We start from the raw sequence: 21,664 nt of genomic DNA, 5'->3' as shown, positions 1-21,664 counted from the left end.
CCTCAAGCAGATAGTTCTCGCCCTTGGGGGCTAGATTGTTGATCTCATCGCGCGGCGTGGTGAGGTTGCTGAAGAACTCGACGTCCTCACCCAGATATTTGTAGTGCCACTTCCACTGATAGCCGGTGATCTGGATGTCCACATCCGACTCGGACGCATCGTAGATATGGATCAGGGTGCGCGTTGCCGGCACTGCCATGCCCACCAGGATAAGCAGAGGTATGACCGTCCAGAGCACCTCGACTCGGGTGTTCTCATGGAAATGCGCCGACTCGAGCCGCTTGGAGCGGCGGTGGGCGAACATCGACCAGAACATCACCGCAAACACCAGCACGCCGATGATCACGCAGATCCAGAAGATGGTCATGTGCAGATCGAATACCGAGCGACTGACGTCCGTTACACCGGCCCGCATATTCACGTCCCAGGCCGCCTGGGCCTGACCGAATAGCGACCACAGCCCAATCCCCATCCAGACTCGTGGATGTCGCGACATTAGCGGGTTCCCCTTATGGTTCTTGTTATCCCGCCGACTGCCTGTCCGGTCGAAGAGCAGAGCAAACGCTCGCTACGACGACCTGGCTACGCTCTGATCTGGCTCCCCCCAATTCCTGGTTGCCAGTCCTCGCTTTGCACGCGCAGTCGGATTCAAACGGTACGCTTACGATCGGAGTATAGACAGCGATCCCGGACTGGCAATTTCATCAGGTGCCCGGGCTCGCTTCGACGTCTGAAGCACCGTGGTCATTCTTTTTCACCCCACGAATATTCATCACGGCCAGACACACCTGCAGAGCGATCAGCGCCCAGGCTTGGGCATACCAGCCCCAAATCACCCAGAGCAGGTTGCTCAGCAGAAAACACCAGAAGCCGACCGTACGTCGACCCGGTCTCAGCGAGCCGATCAACCAGGCGGCAAGCACCGTGACCACCATGGCCGGCCATTGCAAAAGATCGATCCAATCCACGATGCCTCCGGTGCGGGAATACAGGGATTGGTGCGGCAGCAGCCGAGGATAGTTCCTGCGTCGGCCCGCTTGCCGACGGGCGCGACGGCCGTGCGACAGTGCTCGCGCAGGCCAACCGACCCTCCTCTATAGGGTGGGCTTCAGCCCACCAAGGAATGTTTCGCTAAGGAAAGTTTCGCTACCCACAGCCGAGTCCTGCGGCAGCGGCCTGAAAACATTCTGTCCCGGCGCATTGGCTTGATCCGACACCCAATTTCGGTGGGCTGAAGCGGAACGCCGCCCGGCCCGCCCAACGACTGTCCGGCAGACGGCCACGGTGGTCACCACCCATTCCACCGTCGCAGGCTCTGTAGGGTGGGCTTCAGCCCACCAACGAACGTTTGAGACGGCCGCGGTGGTCAGTTATCCGTTCGGCCGTGGCATGCTCAGATCAGGCTCATCTGCTGCCCCGGCGGCGCGAAGCGACTGCAGTCGAGCCCGTAATTCTGATCGCGGCGGTTGTAACCCAGGCGCCGGCAGGCCAACTGGAAGCGCTGGGCGAGCAATTGCGCGAACTGGCCCTCGCCGCGCATGCGGCTGCCGAAACGGCTGTCGTAATCCTTGCCGCCACGGGACTGGCGCACCAGGCTCATGACGTGGGCGGCACGTTGTGGAAAATGTTCCTGCAGCCACTCATCGAACAGCCCCGCCACCTCGTGCGGCAAACGCAGCAGCACATAGCCGGCCGAATGCGCACCCGCTTGCCGCGCTGCCTCGAGCATCCGTTCGAGCTCCATGTCGTTGATCATCGGAATCATCGGCGCGCACATCACGCTCACTGGCACACCGGCGCCATGCAACGTGCGCAGCACCCGCAGGCGCGCCGCGGGCGAGGCGGCACGAGGCTCCATGATGCGCTTGAGCTCGTCGTCCAGCGTGGTCAGGCTGACCGATACGCTGACCAGTTTCTGCTCGGCCAACGGCACCAGCAGATCCAGATCGCGCAACACCAGCGAGCCCTTGGTAATGATGTGCACCGGATGTTTGTAGCGCAGCAGGATCTCCAGCGCCTGGCGCGTCAATCGCTGCTCGCGCTCGATCGGTTGATAGGCATCGGTGTTGACCCCCAACGCGATAGGCTGTGGCACATAGCCGGGTTTGCTCAGCTCCTGCTCCAACCGCTCGGCGAGGTTGGTCTTGGCGATCAGCCGCGTCTCGAAGTCGATCCCCGGCGACATGTCCCAGTAGGCATGGCTCGGCCGCGCGAAACAGTAGATGCAACCGTGTTCGCAACCCCGATAGGGATTTACCGATCGGTCGAAACCGACATCCGGTGATTGGTTGCGGGTAATCACGCTCTTCGCCGTCTCGCTGCGCACCTCAGTGGCGCGGGTCGGCGGCACGTCCTGCTCCCAGCCATCGTCGTACGCCTCGCTGCGCGTCGGAGCGAACCGATTATCTGGGTTGACGGACGTGCCGCGACCGCGCGGCGTACTCGACATAACGCCCATGGAAGCCTCCGCATACTGTTCATACATACAGTATGCCGTACCGATCGACTCATTTACTGCCAACCGTCGGGAAAAAAGCGAACCGATGGGGAATTATTTAGGCTCACTCCTGCCAAACAGAGCCACGGCTGCAAACCCAGCTTTCTTTGGTATCGACAAGGAGGTGAAGATGCCCGCCCACCCAGGCGCCCTGTTCACTCGCGAGAACAATTTCGACTTCCTGAGATTTTTCGCTGCGTCGCTGGTCTTGCTCGTTCACAGCTATCCGCTGGCCGGACGCCGCCCCGACGAGCCCATCGAACTGCTGACCGGTTACGAGAACGGCGGTGAGTTCGCCGTCGCAATCTTCTTCGTCATCAGCGGTTATCTGATCACGTCATCCTGGATCGCCAGCAGTAGTGCCAGAAGCTTCCTGATCAAGCGCGCGTTACGTGTCTTTCCAGCTTTGGTACTGGCGGTCCTACTATCGGCGTTCGTCATCGGTCCGCTGGTGACCGAGGACAGCATGACCAGCTACTTCTCGTCGCCGGTCACCTGGACGTACCTGCAGAACATCTTGCTCATCACGCGCTTCGAACTGCCGGGCGTGTTCGGCCAGAACATCTATCCGGACGTCGTGAATGGATCGTTGTGGACGCTTCCGCTCGAGGTACTGATGTACATTGGCGTGCTGATCATGGGTTTGGTGGGATTGCTGAACCGCCGCCTGATCTTCCTGCCCATCGCCGGCCTCGCCCTGGGTCACTTCTGGCTACTGGGCAGGCTCGGAATCGAGTCGTTTTTCATCAACAACATCTTCAAGCTGGGCCTGATGTACTACACCGGTGCGGCTATTTTCCTTTACCGCGACTCATTGCCCTGGCGCGGCTGGATTGCTGCGGTGCTGGTCGCGGCATTGGCGCTGACGTTCCACACCGCTGCCGGGCCGTTCGTTTACGTCATTGCATTGCCCTACCTGGTGATCTACCTCGCCTATGCGCCGATCCCTCTGATTTCCCGGTTCGGCAAGTACGGCGACTTCTCCTACGGCATGTACATCTATGCGTTCCCGTTCCAGCAGCTCACGGTCTACCTGCTCGGTCACCAGATCGGAGTGTTCTGGCTGACCGTTATCAGCCTCGTACCGACCTTGCTGCTGGCGATCTTGTCCTGGCACCTGATCGAGTCGCCAGCGATGAAGCTCAAGCAACGCTTTTCTGGCGTGCCACAGGCAGGCCTGGCGGCCCCCAAGACCGTGGTGTGAATCAGAAACGCGATGCCGAATTGGCCGACTGCGCCGATAGCCTGGTAGGGAACTTGCTCTACCTCCCGGCCGGCGTGCGTACGGTAATCGCCGAGTGGGTCGGCGAGGCGGTCAACGTAGTTTGACGGGCTCCGGCGGGCCACCTTCCTGCTGCCAGGTGCCCTGGAGTTGACCGTCGCGGTCTAGCTGAAGCTTGAGCATTGCAGGTATCGCGCTTTGCTCCTGAAGCTGTATACGACTCGCGTCAGGTTGTTGCCGCGCAACGAGATCGACCTTGCTAGCGCCTTTGTCGCGAAAGTAGACGGCTCTGGGCCAGCCTTCAGCGCTTGGCGGCGTGATCACCAGCGTGATTCGGTCGCGGTGGCCAATCTCGCCACGGTATACGCCGCCGATCTGTGGCTTCGCCAGCTGCCGGCAATCGGGGCGTTGCTCCAGCAACAGACAGCGTCCGTACGAACTTAAATCCTCGGCCAGATCGACATAAGCGAAACTGTTCGAAAACTCACCCAGATCATCCAGCGAGCGGACCGCATGTGCCGAGCACCGTTCGGCGACTAGGGTCAGTTGCGTCTGCCCGAGCACAAGCCGGTCATGGTCGAGACGGGTATCGCGATGACGCGGCAAGCAGTGTTCGTATATTTCGCGCTGAATCGCGACGGACTCCGCCTCGTCGCCAGTGCCGCTGTTATTAGCAGGAAGCCGGGCCAGGAACGTTTCGATGCGCTCTACCCGCGCCTGACTTATCCGCCCACCCAGGCGCTGCAGGCCCGGCTCGCTGAACAGGTCCGCCAACGAGAGCGGCGAACCATCTGCCAGCGCGAAGGCATAGCTGTTGCGGCCCAGGCTGAGATAGGCACCGTAATACTCACCGATGATGTCCAGCGAAAGAAAGCCGGGCGTCTTTGCATTGATTTCGTAGTCCAGGCTGACCACGCCGTGTCCGTCGCCCTCCTTCGGCCAGACTCGCTCGAACGGCGATTGCTCGAAACCGCCCGGCAAGCCGTCGAGTTCGAACGCATGCAGGTAGATGTTGATCCGCTCAAGCGCAGTCGATTCGCCTTCGAACAACGGAAAGCGATAAGTCGACCATTCGCTCCGCGTGGCTTCGAGGGTACTGATGCTCGAATCGGCAAGCGACGATTGTGGGGCGAGGACAGCGAGACAAAAAGACAGCAATGGCATGTGGCGTGTCATCAACGGGACCTTTTTAGCCGGTACTCGCCGCTTAGAGAATACGGCATGACGCCTGAGAATAGACCTATCACTCGGTTGGCAGGGATCGCATGCCCCCGCTGCGCGTGTCAGGCCACCGTGCCACCCTTGCTCGCTCAGGTTGGAAAACGGCGCACCTGCACCTTGCTGTACTGGGACTCTGCATCATCGCTGAGTTGAATGACGCCACGCTGCGCCAACGCGCGGGCGCGCCAGTAGAGAAACAGGTCGGTGGCGAAGAAACCGTCGCAGCGACCCATAACGTCGGCCATGGCACCAGCAAGCGGCATCCAGTCGTCGCCGCAAGCGGCTACCAATTCGCCGTCAATCCGAGAGTGGTCTTCGCCAACGAAACGCCCGCCAACCCAGCGACGTATCGCGGCGTTCTCTTTTACGGCGGCTCGCCACTGGTTGGCGAGTTCGGCGACGCGAGCGGGCTCGACGAGGCGTGGCTGATAAAGCGCTGCCAGGGCGTCTGGCGCACGCATCGACACCGCCATACGCGTGCCGACGCGACTATCGCCCGTGCCGCAGACAACTTCCTGGAAAGGCAGTGAGGAGCCTTCCAATGCCGCTGCCACCCGCGCCAGCATCAGCTGTTCGGAGGCGCTATCGCCATGCCAGACCGTTACCGGCCGCGACTGGTCAGGCAACCGCGTCAGCCACTCGGCATCATTGGCAATGCCCGAGAAATCCGGACGAGGCTCCAGCCCGGCAGGCCAGACGCCTTCCCAGAACGCCATTCGTGTCTTGCACGGTGCTGACTCGATATCCGCGAGCGGTCCGACCGCCAAGTCATCGCGCAGAACACGGACCACGTCGCCGCTTCCTTCGCCCAGCAGCTGCCGGACGCTGTCAGCGGCGAGATCGCCACAGGTGATATGCCACATGGCGATTCTCCGGTCTGTCAGTCAGGCTTTTTCTTCAGCTTTGGGTTGGGGAAGAACTGCACCGCCTGGACCTGCGGGTCGGCCGCTTTCGGCTGCGCCTTGTTGACCCGCGTCCCTAGCTCGGACGGCACAGACTGGCCCTGCGCATTGAGCGTGTCGGCGTAGCCGCATTCGACGCATTCACGATGCGGGACGCCGTCGACGTCCCACATCTTGATGCTGTCGCTGGCGCTGCATGCCGGGCACACGGCGCCGGCGATAAAACGTTTGGTGGTGACTTGCACATCGTCGTTCATGCCACTTCCTCGCTCAGGCCGAGGTGGCGCAGGAGTGCGTCGGTAGACGGCTCGCGGCCCCGGAAATCGACGAACAGCACCATGGGTTCCTGGGAACCGCCGCGTGCCAGGATGGCATCGCGGAAGGCCCGGCCGGTCTCGGCGTTGAATACGCCTTCTTCCTCGAAACGCGAAAAAGCGTCGGAGGACAGCACTTCGGCCCACTTGTAACTGTAGTAACCGGCCGCGTAACCGCCGGAGAAGATGTGCGCAAAGCTGTTCGGGAAGCGGTTGCTGGCCGGCGGACGCATCACCGAGACTTCGTCGCGAATGCTTTCCAGCACCTCGAGTACGCTGCGACCGTCGCCATGGGTGGCGTGCAGTTCGAAGTCGAACAGCGAGAATTCCAACTGGCGCATCATCATCAGGCCGGACTGGAAGTTCTTCGCCGCCAGCATCTGGTCCAGCTTGTCCTGCGGCAGGCGCTCACCGGTCTGGTAATGGCCAGAGATCAGCGCGAGGCCTTCCGGCTCCCAGCACCAGTTTTCCATGAACTGACTCGGCAGCTCGACCGCATCCCAGGCTACACCGTTGATGCCCGACGCCCCGGCATGCTCGACCTGAGTCAGCAGGTGATGCAGACCATGGCCGAATTCATGGAACAGCGTGGTGACTTCGTCGTGGGTCAGCAGTGCCGGGCGCTCGCCCACCGGCGGGGTGAAGTTGCAGACCAGGTTGGCGACCGGCGTCTGCAGTGTGCCAAGGCAGGTCCGGCGTTTGTCGCGGGCGCCATCCATCCAGGCACCACCGCGCTTGTTGGCGCGGGCGTAGAGGTCGAAGAAGAAGCGCCCGACGTGCTCACCCTTCTCGCGGATCTCGAACAGGCGAACATCAGGGAGCCAGCTGTCGAAGTCTTCCAGCTCGTGGATCTCGATGCCGTACAGGCGTTTGACGATGGCGAACAGCCCGGACAACACCTTGTCGATCGGGAAGTAGGCGCGCAGCTCTTCCTGATTCAGGCTGTAGCGCTGCTGGCGCAGCTTCTCGCCGAAGTAGTTGACGTCCCAGCTCTGCAAATCCGTGGTGCCGTGCTCGGCAGCGAAGGCGCGCAGCTCCTTGAGGTCGCGCTCGGCGAACGGCTTGCTGCGCTTGGCCAGATCACGCAGGAAACCCAGCACTTGCTCGGTGCTTTCGGCCATTTTCGTGGCCAGCGACAGCTCGGCGTAATTGCCAAAGCCCAGCAGCCGGGCCAGTTCCTGGCGCAGGTCGAGGATCTGTTCCATCACCGGGCCATTGTCGAACTGGCCGGCATTCGGCCCCTGATCGGAAGCGCGGGTGGAATAGGCAACGTAGACCTCTTCACGCAGCGCACGGCTGTCGGCGTAGGTCATCACGGCGTAATAGCTGGGGAATTCCAGGTTGATCAGCCAGCCATCGAGCTCCTTGGCCTTGGCCGCTTCGGCCATCTGCGCCTTGGCCGAGTCGGTGATACCGGCCAGCAGGCTTTCGTCCATGACGTGCTTGGTCCAGGCCTGGGTCGCGTCGAGCAGCTGGTTGGAAAAGGTGCTGCCCAGCTCGGCGAGCTTCATGCGGATCGCGCCGAAACGCTGCTGCTCGGCGGGCGGCAGGTCGATACCGGACAGGCGGAAGTCACGCAGTGCGTGTTCGAGAATGGTCTTCTGGGCGACGTCGAAGCCATCGGCCTCGGGGCTCAGCGACAACGCTTGATAGGCGGCGAAGAGGTCGGCGTTCTGGCCGAGTTCGGTGGCATAGGCGGATAGCTTGGGCAGGCAGGCCTCGTAGGCGCTGCGCAGTTCCGGATTGTTGCGCACCGCGTTGAGGTGGCTGACCGGACCCCAGGCGCGGCTGAGGCGCTCGTTCATTTCGTCCAGGCCGACCACCAGCGTGCTCCAATCGAGGCTTTCGGCCGGACGGCTGAGCAGTTCCTGCAGCGCGACTCGGTTGTCACCGAGTACGGTATCGACGGCCGGCTCGACATGCTCCGGACGAATCTCGGAATAGGGCGGCAGGTCGAAATCCCGAAGCAGCGGATTGGTATCGGTCACGGCAGTTGCCCCTTCTGAATAAATGATTACCGGCGCATGTTAAAGACAATTGCCCGACCGCGCAGCCTGGAAAGGGCTCGATAGAGCGGCGCTATGGCTCGCCGAGCCCGCAGGACCTATGCGATGACGAAAAGCGCCCGCCACGATGCATCATCGAGCCCGCCTCGCTCGGCCGAGTAGCTATTTTAAATGCGACGGTTTCCTGCACTACGGGTTCCCATGGCCAGCCGTTGTAGGAGCGAGGGGGACGCCAAGTCCTTGCTCGCGATCACAGCTGTGCAGCTTCCAGCAGCGTTGTGTTCGCTACTTTGGATCGCGAGCAGCGGCCGGGCGTCCTCCCGGGCTCCTACAGGTTGTTACGGGTGAACCGACATAGCGCGGGCAAGCGATTTCCTACGAAGCCGCAGGCGACTCCACGGGCACCTCGGGCCGACGCGCATAACGCTGCGCCAGCACCGTGCAGACCATGAGCTGGATCTGGTGGAAGAGCATCAACGGCAGGATGATCATGCCGACGGCACTGGTGGCGAACAGCACCTGAGCCATGGGCACGCCGGTCGCCAGGCTCTTTTTCGAGCCGGCGAAGAGGATGGTGATGCGGTCTTCCAGGTTGAAGCCGAACGCCTTGGCCAGCACGCTGGTCAGCCACAGCACGATGGCCAGCAACAGGCAGCAGGCCACTGTCAGCCCCAGCAGATGACCGAGCGGTACGATCTGCCAGAGTCCGTCGACCACCGCGCCGCTGAATGCCGTATAGACCACCAGCAGGATCGAGCTTTGATCCACGGTCTTCAGCCAGGTCTTGTTGCGTGTCACCCAGGCACCGATCCAGCGACGCGCCACCTGCCCAGCGATGAAAGGCACCAGCAATTGCAGGACGATCTTGCCGATGGAATCCAGGGTCGAGCCGCTCTCGCCTTCGACACCCATGAGCAGCAACACCAGCAGGGGCGTAAGGAAGATGCCGATCAGGCTTGAGGCCGCCGCACTGCAGATGGCCGCCGGCACATTGCCACGCGCCAGCGAGGTAAACGCGATGGCCGACTGCACGGTGGCTGGCAGCGCGCAAAGGTAGAGCATGCCCAGGTACAGCTCGTCGCCGACCATTGGCGTCAGCACCGGCTTGAGCGCGAGCCCCAGCAGCGGAAACATGACGAAGGTGCAGGCGAATACCAGCAGGTGCAGGCGCCAATGGCCGGCGCCGGCGAGGATCGCTTCGCGCGACAACTTCGCGCCGTGCATGAAGAACAGCAGCGCAATGGCCGCCGCCGTCAGCCACTCGAAGAACACCGCGCCGCGCCCCTCGCACGGAAAAAGCGTGGCGATGGCGACCACCGCCAGCAGGGCCAGGGTGAAGTTATCGAAGAGGATGCGGAGCTTGGCCATGAACAGTATTCCTTGGGACTTGCAGACGACAGGAATCGACCTTAACGTGAGTGAGCCCTTCCGACTAACGCCAGGCAGGCACTAAATGTCGCTAAACGGACAAGAAGCCGCGCTGATCACCCGCCTTGGCGAACTCGAGACGCTACCGCGGCCGGTCTATGGCCAGCTCGACTCGCCGCCAAATCTCAAGCTCGGCTACCGCCACAGCCACCCCTGGGTTCAGCTGTCCCATGCGGTCGAAGGCGTGCTCGAAGTGCGCACCGACAGCGGTCGCTTCATCGCGCCGCCGCTGCGTGCGGTATGGATTCCCGCCGGTATCACTCATCAGGTGTTCTGCGCCCCGGATACCTGCATTCGCAGCCTGTACATCGACCGCAGCGTGGCGGGCGATGCGCCCGACCGCTGCCGGGTGCTGCAGGTGAGCCCGCTGCTGCGCGAGCTGATCCGCCATTTCAGCACGCTGCCCGAAGCCTATGCCGAGGATGGCGCCGAGGGCCGGCTGGTACAGGTGCTGCTGGACCAACTGGGTTGCGCCCCGGAAGTCGAGCTGGTTCTGCCATTGCCGGCCGAGCCGCGTCTGCACCGTCTGTGCAAGCGTCTGCAGGCCCGTCCCGATTCGCAGGAAGGGCTGGCGGACTGGAGCCGCACGTTGGGCGTATCGGAGCGCACCCTGAGCCGGCTGTTCCTGCGCGATACCGGGCTGACCTTTCGTGCCTGGCGCCAGCGACTGCGACTGCTCAGCGCGCTGCCCGCGCTGGAACGCGGCGAGCGTGTCACCGACGTCGCCCTGGGCTGCGGCTATGAATCGCTGTCAGCCTTCATCGCTGCCTTTCGTGAACAGTTCGGCGCCACGCCTGGCGAGTTCTTCCGCTCCGGCGCCCAGCACGGCGGCGACCATGTCCACTGATCATCCCCGCGAGATGCCGGCACGCGTCCGCTACCCTTCTGGAAACCCTGCCCGGGTTTCCCCACGACCCGTTCAGGAGCCGTTCATGAGCATACGCACCTATCAGAATCACACCCCCAAGCTCGGCGAACGCGTTTTCGTCGACCCCAGTGCCGTGCTCATCGGCGATATCGAGATCGGTGAAGACAGCTCAGTCTGGCCGCTGACCGTGATCCGCGGCGACATGCACCGCATCCGTATCGGCAAACGCAGCAGCATCCAGGACGGCAGCGTGCTGCACATCACCCATGCCGGCCCGTTCAACCCCGATGGCTTCCCGCTGACCATCGGCGATGAAGTCACCGTAGGACACAAAGTCACCCTGCACGGCTGCACTTTGGGTAGCCGCATCCTGGTCGGCATGGGCTCGATCGTCATGGACGGTGCGGTGGTCGAGGATGAGGTGATCATTGGCGCTGGCAGTCTGGTGCCACCGGGCAGGACACTCGAAAGCGGTTATCTCTATGTCGGCAGCCCGGCCAAACAGGCGCGCCCGCTGACCGAAAAGGAACGCAGCTTCTTCAGCTATACCGCCGGCAACTACGTGAAGCTGAAGAACCAGCACATGGCCGAAGGCGTTTGAAGCGCCAGACGGACGCCCAATCCAAGCCATAACCCATCACTGAACGAGCCCTTTTCATGCACCACTCCACCATTCTTTTCGACCTCGACGGCACCCTCACCGACCCACGCGAAGGCATCACCCGCTCGATCCAGCATGCATTGGCGCGGCTGGGGATCGACGAGCCGGATCTGGCCAAGCTCGAACCCTTCATCGGGCCGCCGCTGCTGCAAGCGTTCATGGAGTTCTACGGCTTCGACGAGCCGCGGGCGTGGGAAGCGGTCGGCCATTACCGCGAGCGCTTCAAGACGGTCGGGTTGTACGAAAACCTGCTGTTCGACGGCGTATTGGACATGCTGGAGCACCTGCGCGGCCAAGGCCGCACGTTGTACGTGGCGACATCGAAGCCCTCGGTTTTCGCCCGCGAGATCGCGCGGCATTTCGCCTTCGACCATCACTTCAAGGTGATTTACGGCAGCGAGCTGGACGGCACCCGCACCAACAAGGTCGAGCTGATCGCCCATCTACTCGCCGAGGAAGGGCTGGACCCCGAACGCACGCTAATGGTTGGCGACCGCAAGCACGACCTGATCGGCGCGCGCAGTAACGGCCTGCAGGCGGCAGCGGTAGGTTACGGCTTTGGCAGCCACGCCGAGCTGATGGCCGAGTCGCCGGCGTACTACTACGCGACGCTGCCGGCGCTGCGCGCAGCGTTCAGCTAATGCATCTGGTCACGCTCGGGGGCGAAGGTCACCGGGGGCGAGCCGTCGGCATTGATCTGCTCCACGCGCGCCGGGCGACCTTCGGCATCGAGCCGGACGCGACCAATGCCTGCGCCATTCCACAACCGCTCACCGGATCGGCTGCGGCTTGGCAGCCACGGCTGGACCCGTACGCGGCGGCGCTTGGTGAACCAGTTCAAGGGCGAGCGCGGTGAATACAGCCAGCGGTTGAGCCGATCAAAGACGTCCAGCAGGCGCCGCGGAAACTCGTTTTTCACACCACTGCTGGTGATCTGCCAGAGATTCGGCCCCTCGTCGCGCCCACGGATGCGCACCTGATAGGCAAAGGAGTAATGCACGTCACCCGAGAGGACAACGTAGTTACCCGGCGTACGGGTATGACGGAAAATGTTGAGCATGACCTGCGCCGCGCCGCGATGGGCCATCCAGTTCTCCGCGTCGACCAGCAATGACAGCCCGGCCCAGCTGAACACGCGCTGTACGGTCTCGATCAGCTTCACCCCGAACATCGGAGCCGGCGAGACGATGACCACCGAGCGATGATCCAGGATGTGCTGCTGCAGATCGGTGAGCGCTTCCCAATCCATCAGGCCCGAAGGCCGACTCAGGTTGCCCTCGCTACGCCAGCGGCGGGTGCGGGTATCGAGTACCACCAGCGCCGGTTCGCCGGGCAGCACATAGCCCCAGTTGCCGTGCTGCAACAGCTCGTCCACCACCCGGTCGTGCAGGGCGCGATCGAGTTGGCCGTCGTTTCCGCTGGTCAGCAACGCCTCAACCGCTTGCAACGGCGCGGCACAGGCGTCGGGATCATTGCCCCAGGCCTGGCACAGCAGATAACCGGCCAGCGCATTGCCGACGATGCGCCGCGAGAAGGGATGACCATAGGCGGTTTGCTCCCAGCGTGCGCTGAGGTTCCAATCGTCGGTGATGTCGTGATCGTCAAAAATCATCAGCGACGGCAAGTGCGCCAGCGCCCGCGCCACTTGCGGCAGCCCCTTTCGGAACGCGTCGATGCAGGCCGCTTCGCGTGCGTAGCGCTGGGTCATTTTCTCATCCAGCGTCGGCGCCTGCGGATCGATCAACGTCCAGGGCACCGGTGACCAGACCAGCAGGTACATCGCCAGCACCTCGCCCAGCGACACCAGATGGTTGTGCGCGTTGGAGGTAGTGAACACCGGCTTCTCGACGCCGCCGAAGAAGCGCTCGCGTAGCGCCGCGTTGGATTTGAATGCAGGCAGCAGCTGCTCGCGTCGGTAATAGGTGGCCGGGTGTGCCATGAGCTCGTCACTGTCGGAGACGACCGCTCCTTCCAGACATTCGCCATACAGGCCAAGACGCCGGACCAACGCGTGAATGGCCACCAGGGTTGGCCCGGCGACATCGTCTGCGTAGATCTGATCGCCAGTCATCAGCAGCGCGGCCGGCCATTGCTCGGGTTCTCGACGCGCTTCGGCGACCAGCGCATCGACCAACACCAGCCCGTCCGACGACGCGTGATGGGGTTTGCGGCAGGAGCCGTGCAGCAGATCGTCATAGCGCGACCGCACGACAAAAGCCGGGAAGCACATGCCTTCGTGGATCAGGTGCGGCGACCATGTCGCGACGCCCTGCTCACGGCCATCGCGCAGAATCAGCAGGTCGTATTCGATCAGCCGATCGACGGGCAACGGTCTGTCGAGGCGCACATCGATCAGGTGCAACCAGGCCGAGGTGCCGATACGCAGCTGACGGCAGTTCGCGTCGTTCAGCTCCACCGAACACGGTGCATGGCCCTCGGGCTGCAGCGTCAGGCGCACCGTCAACGGCTCCCTAGCCACCAGCCAGAGCACCAACCGTTCGGCCTCGAGCCGGCGCAACAGCGGGCCGGCAATTACAACGGGTAAGGACGAAAGCGCATCGGAAGGCACAGAGTGGGTCATGCAACTGCTCTTGAGCGGAGTGAACAGGGGTCAGAGTGTAACGAACCCCGCCGGTGCGCCTACGTCCGATCCTTCAAGCGCTGCATGCGCACGGCTCCGCAAAGCCCGCCCGGACCAGAAAAGCGCAAAAAAAAAAGCGCGCCCGAAGGCACGCCAAAAGGATGAAGCGCACGCGTATCTATTTGATCTGGACCATCAGATCTCGCCGCACCAGCGTCTTGATCTTGATGAGATGGTCGTCTTCCTGATCCTTTGCCTTCTGGAAACCCTTGGCTATCTTCGGATGGCCACCCGCTTCGGCCAGCTCGATAAGCAGCTCCCAAGCGGCGTTATCCTCGAGCTCGATGGTCAGCAGGGCACCCATGCCTTGGGCGAGGTTGGTTCGTGGGTCGGTCAGCACCTGCATCACGCCCATGGCTTTCACTCCCGCCACATCAGCGCACGGCGTCTGCGCTGTAGGGTCCGCGCCGAGCGTCTCGATCGCCTCGGCGACCATGTTCATATGTTCGAACTCTTCGTCCCGAATGTGCTGCAGCACTTGGATAAGCTCCGAGTCGGCCGGGCCCAGCGCCTTGGCTTTGGCGATCATCGCGTCGTACAGACGCACACCGCTGCGCTCGAAGGCCAGCCGCTCGCCCAGCTTGTCCACCAGCAGTTCCGGGCTTTTGCCCAATGCCATGTCGAAGGTTGACTTGAGCATGCCCTTGGCTGAACCGGGGACGGGCACCGAGCCGATGCGGTCGGCCTCCTCGGCGCGCTTGACGCGCTCGAGCATGATGCCTTTGGAATCACCCGGAACGTCGGGTTTGATCTGTTCAACCGCGTCAAGCAGGCTTTGGGTGTCCTGGGGGGACATCTGCACGCCGGTGACGTTGTGACCTAACTTCGCTGAAGTCGCCATGTCAGTTCTCCTCAAGAAATCTTGCGCTTGCCCATGAGTTCGCCGCCCGGTGCCCACTGATAGCCCGCCGATACGATGTTCGAGGCGATGCCTTCGGAGTTGAGCTGGGCGCGGTAATCGAGCGAGTTCTGCGGCTCTTCACTCTTGTCGACATACTGGGTACCGCTGGTGCGCAGATTGACTTCGGCAGCCAGAACTTTGCGGACGAACTCGCGCTGGCTCTTGAATTCGATCATCTTCGGCAACGGGCCTCCGAGAATTTCCGCCGGGTCGCGGCGCTCGATGTTCTTGAAATGCTCGCAGGCGACGGTCAGATGCCCGAGCTCGTAATCGAGGAAGCGCTCCCACATGGCCTTGATGCGCGGGTTGGTCTCTTGCTCGGCGCAGCTGGCGTAGGCGTAGACCTCCATGGCCTCGTGCACCAGCCATTTCTCCATGAAGGATTCCTGCGGATCGGCCAGCGAGCCGTACTGGGTCACGTGCTGCTCTTCCACCGAGGCGATCTCGGCATAGAGCTGGCGTGCCAGCGGGTCGGCGAACAGCGGGCCGACGTTCTGGTAATAGTCGTGAGTCTGGAATTCAGCCGCGGTGATCAATGCACAATGGATCTTGGTGATCAGCGCCGCCTGCTCCTTCTCGTAGCTATCGCGCAGGTCGTTTGTCGGATGGCGATGATGCTCGGAGGTCTGCCGGCCCGGCACGATATCGGTGTAGCCCTGCAGGATGTTGTTTGCATCCTTGCCTTCGAGGCGATCGAGCATCGCCGAATAACGGTACAGGTGGTCAAAATCTTCCAGCAGGCCGAAGCGGTAGGTTTGCGCCTGGTAGGGATCGGGCTCGTTCTGAGCGACCGCAGCGGTCACCTCGATCGCCACCTGCTCATAGGCAACGGTGGTTTCCAGCGGCGAATGGTCGGCGGAAATCAGCCAGTTGACCATCGTGGCCTGGTGCTGCTCGACGCGACGAATCTCAGCAAGCGGGCCGCGTAGCTGGCCGGTGATGCGGGCGATGCCATGCTTGAGGCGCAGCGCATCGGTTTCGACACCGTTCATCAGGATGATCCGCACCCGGGTAAAGGCGTCGTCATCAAGTTTGCTGATCGGTTTGCCCGCCATTTCCTTCCAGGTGAACTTCTGTTTTTCGAGCGGCGTGCCCTTGTTGTCGAGGATGCCGGATAGATTGTCCATGGAGCCTCCATTGAACGGCTTTCTTTTAGGTGGACGTTTGAGCGCGTACGGCTCAATCACGGGTCAGCCAGGCTGACGTCCTAAAAAATGGACGGGGGCAAGGGGAAAACAATTCCATGGTTTGTGGCTTGAAAAAGCCGGAAGTCGATAAGTGGCGCAGCCAACCCCTTCGAACAGGACGCTATCCGACCTTCAGCGAAACATCGCTACGCCTTGTCACGGCTGGCTTTTAACGAAGCGACGAAGGACTCAGCGAAGCGCCTCGAGCTGCTGCGCCCGCTCGTCGGCCGGTAGCTGGCCCAGAGCTTCAACCCGTTCATGAAAACGCAGCCAATCGCCGCCGACCTGCTCGAACAATGCCGCGAACGCCGGCACCCAACGATCATAGAGGCCGAACGGTAGAAGGCTGGCGTTGTTCAGTGGCTGGGCCATCCAGCGGTCGAAACGGGAGTCGCCCTTCCACGCACCGTCACGCAGCTGGCGGTAGGCCTGACGTAATCGCGTGAACTCAGCCTGCTTGGCGGCGCGCATGGTCGCTTCGTCTAGGTCCGAGGCATACAGCTCGGCCAGCCGTTCGCGGGTATCGAGCATCAAACCGCTGAATTCAGCATAGCGTCGCGGCGCTGTCTCATCGATCGGTGGCAGACCGCGGCTGGCACGCCACTGACGCGAGCCCTCACGCTCGACGAAGGACGCATACGACTCGTTAAATGCCGTGTCACCGGCGATATAGAGCTGCTGATGCGCCAGCTCATGAAAGATCAGCGCGGCCAAGCGCTCGTCGTCCCAGCGCAGCATGGAGCTGAGCAGCGGGTCATCGAACCAGCCCAGTGTCGAGTAGGCCTGAACACCGGTCACCAGGGTGTCATAGCCTTCACGCTTGAGGATGGCTGCCGCCCCGCGTGCCCGGCCCGGTTGGTAGTAGCCGCGATAGGCCACACAACCGGCTATCGGAAAACAGTGGGTCAACGGCGCCACGGAGAACGCCTCGGTGGCAAACAGATTCCACACCACGAATGGCCGCTGGATATCGGCGTAAACGCGATAGCTGTCGTTGTCCGGCAATGCCAACGTGGTGCTGGCGAAGCGTCTGGCCTGCAGGGCGAGACCAAGCCGCTGGCGCAATTGCGGGTCGGTTTCGGGACTCTTGATGATCGTGGCGACCGGCTCGCGCAGCTGCAGCACCTTCAATTGGCCGACCGCCAATTGTCCGTAGTAGGTGCTGCATCCAGTCAGACCAACCGCCAGCAGCAATGGAACCCAACGCCCGCTGCGGTTGTCGACTAGGGCGGTTTTCAGCTTCGAAATGAACAAACGCCTGCTCGCATTTGAAGACCCGAACGGTCGGTGCGCTGAGCCTACAACGACATCGAAGCCCACCCAACCATTGAAGGCACCCGTGCCCTTGCAGCAGACCGCCCCGTCAGCGGCCGGAGATCTATCCATGCGAACCCTGATGCTTGCTCTTGCGCTGTCCACCCTCGGCGGCTGCGCCCTGTGGATGCCCCAGCCAGACCCGAACCAGGCCTGGATCGAGCTGGCCCCGCGCGATGAAACCGAATTGAAGGCCGTTGCGGTGGACCAACGCCCTCTGAACGACCATCGCTACTTCCAGGTGACGCCGGGCAGCCACCAGCTGGGCATGCACTATCGCTTCGAGGTGGGTGCGGCCAACGTCGGCGGCGACAGCGAAGCGCTGGAGCGCAATTGCCGCTTGACCCTGGAGTACGACAGCTTCGATGCCGGTGCGCGCTATCGCCTGGTCGCCGGCGGCTATGGCTTCCGCCCGTGGGCACGGCTCTATGATCAGCATGATCAATTGCTCGCCCGAGCCAGCGAACGCGGCTGCGGCGGTGTGGCCATCCGGTGAGCTGCCAGCTCCGTTCATCCCACTGACTGGAGGCGTTGAAAAAGCGCCGCCGCTGGCTCAGTCTCAGCAGACGACCGCGGCAGCACTGGGCTAGCTGCGGCCTGTCGAGGAATCCATCATGCGCCTGCTATTTGTCCTGCTACTGGTCGCCGGCCTAACCGGCTGTGCCGGCCCGCTGCCCGTACACAATCCAGACATGGCCTGGGTCGATATGAGCGCGCAGCCCAGCGACATCTTCATGTCAGACCGGCTGGATGACAAACGCACGCCGGACGGCCGCTTTTTCCAGGTCAGCCCCGGCGCGCATGAACTCGAGGCACGTTACGAATTCGAAATCAGCAGCGGCGGATTAGGCGACTTCGGCGACACCGAGTACCTGCGTTGTACCATGGTCATCCGCTATGACGATTTTCAGGCCGGGCGGCGCTATCTGTTTCAGGCGCGCTCGCTGGGCTTCACGCCACAGGGCTGGCTGTACGACGAGCAGCGCAACGTTCTTGCCCGCGCCGAGGCCGAGCACTGCTACTGAGTCGTCCTTGCCAGCCGCCGCGGCCAACGGAGAGATAAAACGATGTCCCGTATCGAACATACCCGCTTTTCCACCTTGGACCTGGCGCCGATCCGCGATGACGGCGACGCCGGGCTCGCCCTGCGCAACGCCCTGGCACTGGCGCAGCATGTCGAAAAGCTCGGCTTCGAGCGCTTCTGGGTGGCCGAACACCACAACATGGACGGCATCGCCAGCGCCGCCACGTCGGTATTGATCGGCTACCTGGCGGCCGGCACGTCGCGGATTCGCCTGGGTGCCGGCGGGGTGATGCTGCCCAACCATGCGCCGTTGGTGATCGCCGAGCAGTTCGGTACGCTGGAAGCGCTTTACCCCGGGCGTATCGACCTTGGCCTGGGTCGTGCGCCGGGTGCCGACCAGTTCACGGCCCACGCACTGCGCCGCGACCGCATGGGCAGTGCCGACGACTTCCCGGCGGATGTCGAAGAACTGCAGTTGCTTCTCGGCCCCCGCCAACGCAACCAGCGGGTGATCGCCATGCCCGGGGTCGGCAGCAACGTGCCGATCTGGCTGCTCGGCTCCAGCCTGTTCAGCGCTCAGCTGGCGGCGGCCAAGGGTCTGCCCTACGCCTTCGCCTCGCATTTCGCGCCGCGCTACGCTCATGAGGCGATTCGCCTCTATCGCGAAAACTTCCGCCCCTCGGAGGTACTCGACAAGCCCTACGTGATGCTCGGCGTGCCGTTGATGACCGCCGACACCGACGAGCAGGCCGAGTACCTGGCAACCACCGCCTACCAGCGCATCCTGGCGCTGATCCGTGGCCAGAGCCTGGTGCTGGTGCCGCCAGTACAAAGCATGCAAGGCAAATGGCTGCCGCATGAGCAGGACGCGGTAGGCAACTTTCTCGGCATGGCGCTGATCGGCGGGCCGGAGAAGATCCGCGCGCGGCTGGAGATCCTGCTGGAACAGACCCAGGCCGACGAGTTGATCTTCACCTGCGATTTCTACGAAACCGCCGACCGCCACCACGCCTTCGAGATCCTCGCCGGCCTGCGTTGAACCGCTCCAGTAGGAGGCGCGCCCCGCGGCGAATGCAGGCCGCAGGCCTGCCAAGGCCCCAAAAGCTTCGCCCCGAGGGCGGGCCTCCCACAAAAGCAAAAAAGCCAAAAGCCCCAAGCCAAAAAGCTCAAAGAGCTCAAAGAGCCAGAAGCCAGAAGCCAGAACCCAAATCCCTGCACAAAGCCGCTCCAGTGGGAGGCGCGACCCGCGGCGAATGCAGGCCGCAGGCCTGCCAAGGCCCCAAAAGCTTCGCCCCGAGGGCGGGCCTCCCACAAGAACAAAAAAGCCAGGGGTCCAAAGCCAGAGACCCAAAGCCAAAGCCCAAAGCCCAAAGCCCAAAGCCCAAAGCCTTGACTGAACCGCTCCAGTAGCAGGCGCACGCTGCGACGAACGCCGCTGAACCCCATCGAACCATCCCGATCGAACCACCAGCCATGCGCACTTCTGCGCGTCAGGCTTGTTTGCGGAAGGCTGAATGAATTTTCTCGAATGGATGGCCGTACTCGGCGTCCTGCTATTGATCCTCGCCCTGGCATCGGCCTACCTGCGCTGGCTGCCGGTCACCACGTCGCTCATCTACCTCGGCTTCGGGCTGCTGATCGGACAGCTCGGCATCGGCCTGTGGGAGATGGAATTCCTGCTGATCGCCGGCTGGATGGAGCACCTCACCGAGGTCGTGGTGCTCGTATCGCTGTTCGTCAGTGGCCTCAAACTCCGCATGCCGCTAGGCCATCCGGCCTGGAGGAGCACGTACATCCTGGCCGGACCGGTGATGGTCGCCTGTATCGCCGGCGTCGCGCTGTTCTGCCATTACCTGCTGGGGCTCGGCTGGGGGCTAGCGATACTGACCGGCGCGATCCTGGCGCCCACTGATCCGGTACTGGCCAGCCTGGTTCAGGTGAACAATTCCCGCGACAGCGATCATGTACGTTATGGGCTGTCCGGCGAGGCCGGATTCAACGATGGCACCGCGTTCCCCTTCGTGGTGCTCGGCCTGCTGCTGATCGAGCAGGAAACCCTGGCCCTGGGCTGGGTCGGTGAATGGGCGCTGCATCGGCTGGTCTGGGCCGTTCCGGCCGGGCTGCTGTTCGGCTATATGCTCGGCAAGCTGATCGGCAAGCTGGCGATCTATCTGCGGACCCGGGATACCGACACTTCGATGTCGCCGAACGACTCGCTGGCGCTGGCCCTGATTGCGCTCGCCTATGTCGGCGCTGAGCTCATCGGCGCTTGGGGCTTTCTCGCGGTATTCGCGGCGGGCCTGGGCTTGCGCCGCGCCGAAGTCTCGGTCGCGAAAAAATCCGAAACGCCGTCCGAAGAGTTGATTGCCGACGCCATTCCGCATGTGGTCGAAGGCGGTCTGTCACCCCGTGAGCTTCCGCTGGCCGGCAAACGCATCGATGAACCCAAGATGGCCGCAGGTGTGATGATGGGCGATATCCTGACCTTTGGCGGGCAGCTGGAGCGCAGCCTGGAGGTGCTGCTGGTGACCATGCTCGGCGTGCTGGTGTCGGTGCACTGGGATTGGCGCGCGGTGCCCCTGGCGTTCGCGCTGTTTCTGCTGATCCGGCCATTGAGCGTATGGCTACTGATGCCACGTCGCTACCTGGATCGATCCCAATTGCTGACCGTCGGCTGGTTCGGCATCCGTGGCATCGGCAGCCTGTACTACCTGAGCTTTGCGGTGACTCATGGGCTGCTGCCGGGTGAAGCCGAGCAGGTCATCCAGCTGGTGATCCCGGTGGTGGCGCTGAGCATTCTGATTCACGGCCTCAGCACCCAACCGCTATTGCGACGCTACGAGCGCAGCCGAACGACCTGACGAATCAGCGAGCGCCAGGCTGCCCCGGACAGCCGACCTTCAGGCGCTGGCCGGGTGGCCTGAAGCGATCAGCTGTCAGCGAGGCGAAAGCCGACCTTCATGGTGACCTGATAGTGGCCGACCTTGCCGTTTTCGACATGACCACGAATTTCGCCGACCTCGAACCACTCGACATTGCGCAGCGTTTTGCTGGCTTCGGCGATGCCGTTCTGGATCGCCTCGTCCACGCTGGTGCGCGAGGAACCGACGATCTCGATCTTCTTGTAGGTGTGATGATCCGACATGAATGTATCCCCTTGTGGTCTGAGGAGCCTCCGCTCGGAATTGACGCGTCCTGTCCATTGAGGCCCGTCCAGCCCGTCGGAAGTTCAGCGCAGCGGCTCAATTGGAATACCGATAAGGAGATTCGACGGGGGTGGATGCGTGTACAAGCCAGCCAATGCGGCGGCAAACCCCCAAGGCCGTAGGGTGGGTGTTTCGTCGTTTTCTGTTCGACGACTGCGCTTTCATGCGGAAAATGTTCACGACCGCCCTCGCGGCTAAAAGCCCTCGAACCGTAGGGTGGGCTTTAGCTCACCGGTAAGCTCAACCCCTCTGGTGGGCTGAAGCCCACCCTA

General features: G+C 62.6%; 22 protein-coding genes. 9 read left to right on the top strand and 13 right to left on the bottom strand.

The window, feature by feature from the left end:
• The 3 genes from DQ405_RS20870 to DQ405_RS20860 all read right to left on the bottom strand — a co-directional run.
• Positions 1-496, bottom strand: a 496-nt coding sequence (locus DQ405_RS20870) for a cytochrome c oxidase subunit II (protein ID WP_168425952.1), incomplete at its 3' end; no start/stop codon positions are given.
• Positions 497-704: 208 nt separating this feature from the next.
• Complete coding sequence (locus DQ405_RS20865) at positions 705-935, bottom strand: hypothetical protein (protein WP_178114178.1); 231 nt, start codon at positions 933-935, stop codon at positions 705-707.
• 458 nt (positions 936-1,393) lie between these two features.
• Positions 1,394-2,458: a PA0069 family radical SAM protein gene (locus DQ405_RS20860; protein ID WP_168425950.1), complete on the bottom strand. Its 1,065-nt coding sequence runs from the start codon at positions 2,456-2,458 to the stop codon at positions 1,394-1,396.
• Positions 2,459-2,627: 169 nt separating this feature from the next.
• On the opposite strand from DQ405_RS20860, the gene DQ405_RS20855 reads away from it, so the two are divergent.
• Entirely contained in the window at positions 2,628-3,701 is a 1,074-nt protein-coding gene (locus tag DQ405_RS20855; RefSeq protein ID WP_168425949.1) for an acyltransferase family protein, read from the top strand.
• The gene (locus DQ405_RS28140) at positions 3,698-3,826 is read left to right on the top strand and encodes a hypothetical protein (protein ID WP_274597426.1); all 129 of its coding nucleotides are present in this window, start codon (positions 3,698-3,700) and stop codon (positions 3,824-3,826) included. Before DQ405_RS20855 ends, DQ405_RS28140 begins: the two co-directional genes overlap by 4 nt.
• Here DQ405_RS28140 and DQ405_RS20850 read toward each other — a convergent pair.
• The 5 genes from DQ405_RS20850 to DQ405_RS20830 form a co-directional block, all read right to left on the bottom strand.
• On the bottom strand, positions 3,813-4,895 hold the full coding sequence (locus tag DQ405_RS20850) for a hypothetical protein (protein WP_168425948.1): 1,083 nt from the start codon (positions 4,893-4,895) through the stop codon (positions 3,813-3,815). The genes DQ405_RS28140 and DQ405_RS20850 overlap by 14 nt on opposite strands.
• A 134-nt stretch (positions 4,896-5,029) precedes the next feature.
• The gene (locus DQ405_RS20845; protein ID WP_168425947.1) at positions 5,030-5,803 is read right to left on the bottom strand and encodes a DUF1835 domain-containing protein; all 774 of its coding nucleotides are present in this window, start codon (positions 5,801-5,803) and stop codon (positions 5,030-5,032) included.
• A gap of 17 nt (positions 5,804-5,820) precedes the next feature.
• Positions 5,821-6,099, bottom strand: a complete 279-nt coding sequence (locus tag DQ405_RS20840) for a YheV family putative zinc ribbon protein (protein ID WP_168425946.1) — start codon at positions 6,097-6,099, stop codon at positions 5,821-5,823.
• Positions 6,096-8,144 carry an oligopeptidase A gene (gene prlC, locus DQ405_RS20835; RefSeq protein ID WP_168425945.1) on the bottom strand — a complete coding sequence of 683 codons (2,049 nt, stop codon included), beginning with the start codon at positions 8,142-8,144 and terminating at the stop codon, positions 6,096-6,098. The genes DQ405_RS20840 and prlC overlap by 4 nt, the downstream gene beginning before the upstream one ends.
• Positions 8,145-8,537: 393 nt before the next feature.
• Positions 8,538-9,530, bottom strand: a complete 993-nt coding sequence (locus DQ405_RS20830) for a bile acid:sodium symporter family protein (RefSeq protein WP_168425944.1) — start codon at positions 9,528-9,530, stop codon at positions 8,538-8,540.
• 85 nt (positions 9,531-9,615) lie between these two features.
• Between DQ405_RS20830 and DQ405_RS20825 the strand changes: the two genes are divergently transcribed.
• The 3 genes from DQ405_RS20825 (at position 9,616) to DQ405_RS20815 (ending at position 11,760) form a co-directional block, all read left to right on the top strand.
• Positions 9,616-10,437, top strand: a complete 822-nt coding sequence (locus DQ405_RS20825; protein WP_168425943.1) for an AraC family transcriptional regulator — start codon at positions 9,616-9,618, stop codon at positions 10,435-10,437.
• An 85-nt stretch (positions 10,438-10,522) separates the two neighbouring features.
• Entirely contained in the window at positions 10,523-11,059 is a 537-nt protein-coding gene (locus DQ405_RS20820) for a gamma carbonic anhydrase family protein (protein ID WP_168425942.1), read from the top strand.
• Between the two features lie 56 nt (positions 11,060-11,115).
• Positions 11,116-11,760: an HAD family hydrolase gene (locus DQ405_RS20815; RefSeq protein WP_168425941.1), complete on the top strand. Its 645-nt coding sequence runs from the start codon at positions 11,116-11,118 to the stop codon at positions 11,758-11,760.
• On the opposite strand, the gene DQ405_RS20810 is transcribed toward DQ405_RS20815, so the two are convergent.
• The 4 genes from DQ405_RS20810 to DQ405_RS20795 form a co-directional block, all read right to left on the bottom strand.
• Complete coding sequence (locus DQ405_RS20810; protein WP_168425940.1) at positions 11,757-13,700, bottom strand: alkaline phosphatase D family protein; 1,944 nt, start codon at positions 13,698-13,700, stop codon at positions 11,757-11,759. The two genes, DQ405_RS20815 and DQ405_RS20810, sit on opposite strands and share 4 nt — an antisense overlap.
• Positions 13,701-13,878: 178 nt before the next feature.
• Entirely contained in the window at positions 13,879-14,601 is a 723-nt protein-coding gene (locus tag DQ405_RS20805) for a demethoxyubiquinone hydroxylase family protein (protein ID WP_168425939.1), read from the bottom strand.
• An 11-nt stretch (positions 14,602-14,612) separates the two neighbouring features.
• Positions 14,613-15,788 (bottom strand): hypothetical protein, encoded by a 1,176-nt coding sequence (locus DQ405_RS20800; protein ID WP_168425938.1) that lies wholly within the window; start codon positions 15,786-15,788, stop codon positions 14,613-14,615.
• Positions 15,789-16,037: 249 nt separating this feature from the next.
• Positions 16,038-17,096, bottom strand: coding sequence for an aminopeptidase (locus DQ405_RS20795; RefSeq protein WP_342030436.1), 1,059 nt, complete (start codon positions 17,094-17,096; stop codon positions 16,038-16,040).
• A gap of 136 nt (positions 17,097-17,232) precedes the next feature.
• Between DQ405_RS20795 and DQ405_RS20790 the strand changes: the two genes are divergently transcribed.
• From DQ405_RS20790 to DQ405_RS20775, 4 genes are all read left to right on the top strand, one after another.
• On the top strand, positions 17,233-17,658 hold the full coding sequence (locus tag DQ405_RS20790; RefSeq protein WP_168425936.1) for a PA0061/PA0062 family lipoprotein: 426 nt from the start codon (positions 17,233-17,235) through the stop codon (positions 17,656-17,658).
• Positions 17,659-17,776: 118 nt separating this feature from the next.
• Positions 17,777-18,187, top strand: a complete 411-nt coding sequence (locus DQ405_RS20785; RefSeq protein WP_168425935.1) for a PA0061/PA0062 family lipoprotein — start codon at positions 17,777-17,779, stop codon at positions 18,185-18,187.
• A gap of 42 nt (positions 18,188-18,229) precedes the next feature.
• The gene (locus DQ405_RS20780) at positions 18,230-19,225 is read left to right on the top strand and encodes an LLM class flavin-dependent oxidoreductase (protein WP_168425934.1); all 996 of its coding nucleotides are present in this window, start codon (positions 18,230-18,232) and stop codon (positions 19,223-19,225) included.
• A 475-nt stretch (positions 19,226-19,700) separates the two neighbouring features.
• Positions 19,701-21,047: a cation:proton antiporter gene (locus tag DQ405_RS20775; protein ID WP_168425933.1), complete on the top strand. Its 1,347-nt coding sequence runs from the start codon at positions 19,701-19,703 to the stop codon at positions 21,045-21,047.
• A 68-nt stretch (positions 21,048-21,115) separates the two neighbouring features.
• Here the strand turns inward: DQ405_RS20775 and DQ405_RS20770 are convergent, their stop codons facing one another.
• A complete protein-coding gene (locus DQ405_RS20770; protein ID WP_168425932.1) occupies positions 21,116-21,331 on the bottom strand; it encodes a dodecin in 216 nt (71 codons plus the stop codon).
• Positions 21,332-21,664: the final 333 nt, after the last annotated feature.

This window comes from Pseudomonas sp. SST3, from assembly GCF_003325755.1.
Note: the sequence above shows the minus strand (reverse complement) of the source record. Positions and strands in the feature narration are given on the sequence as shown.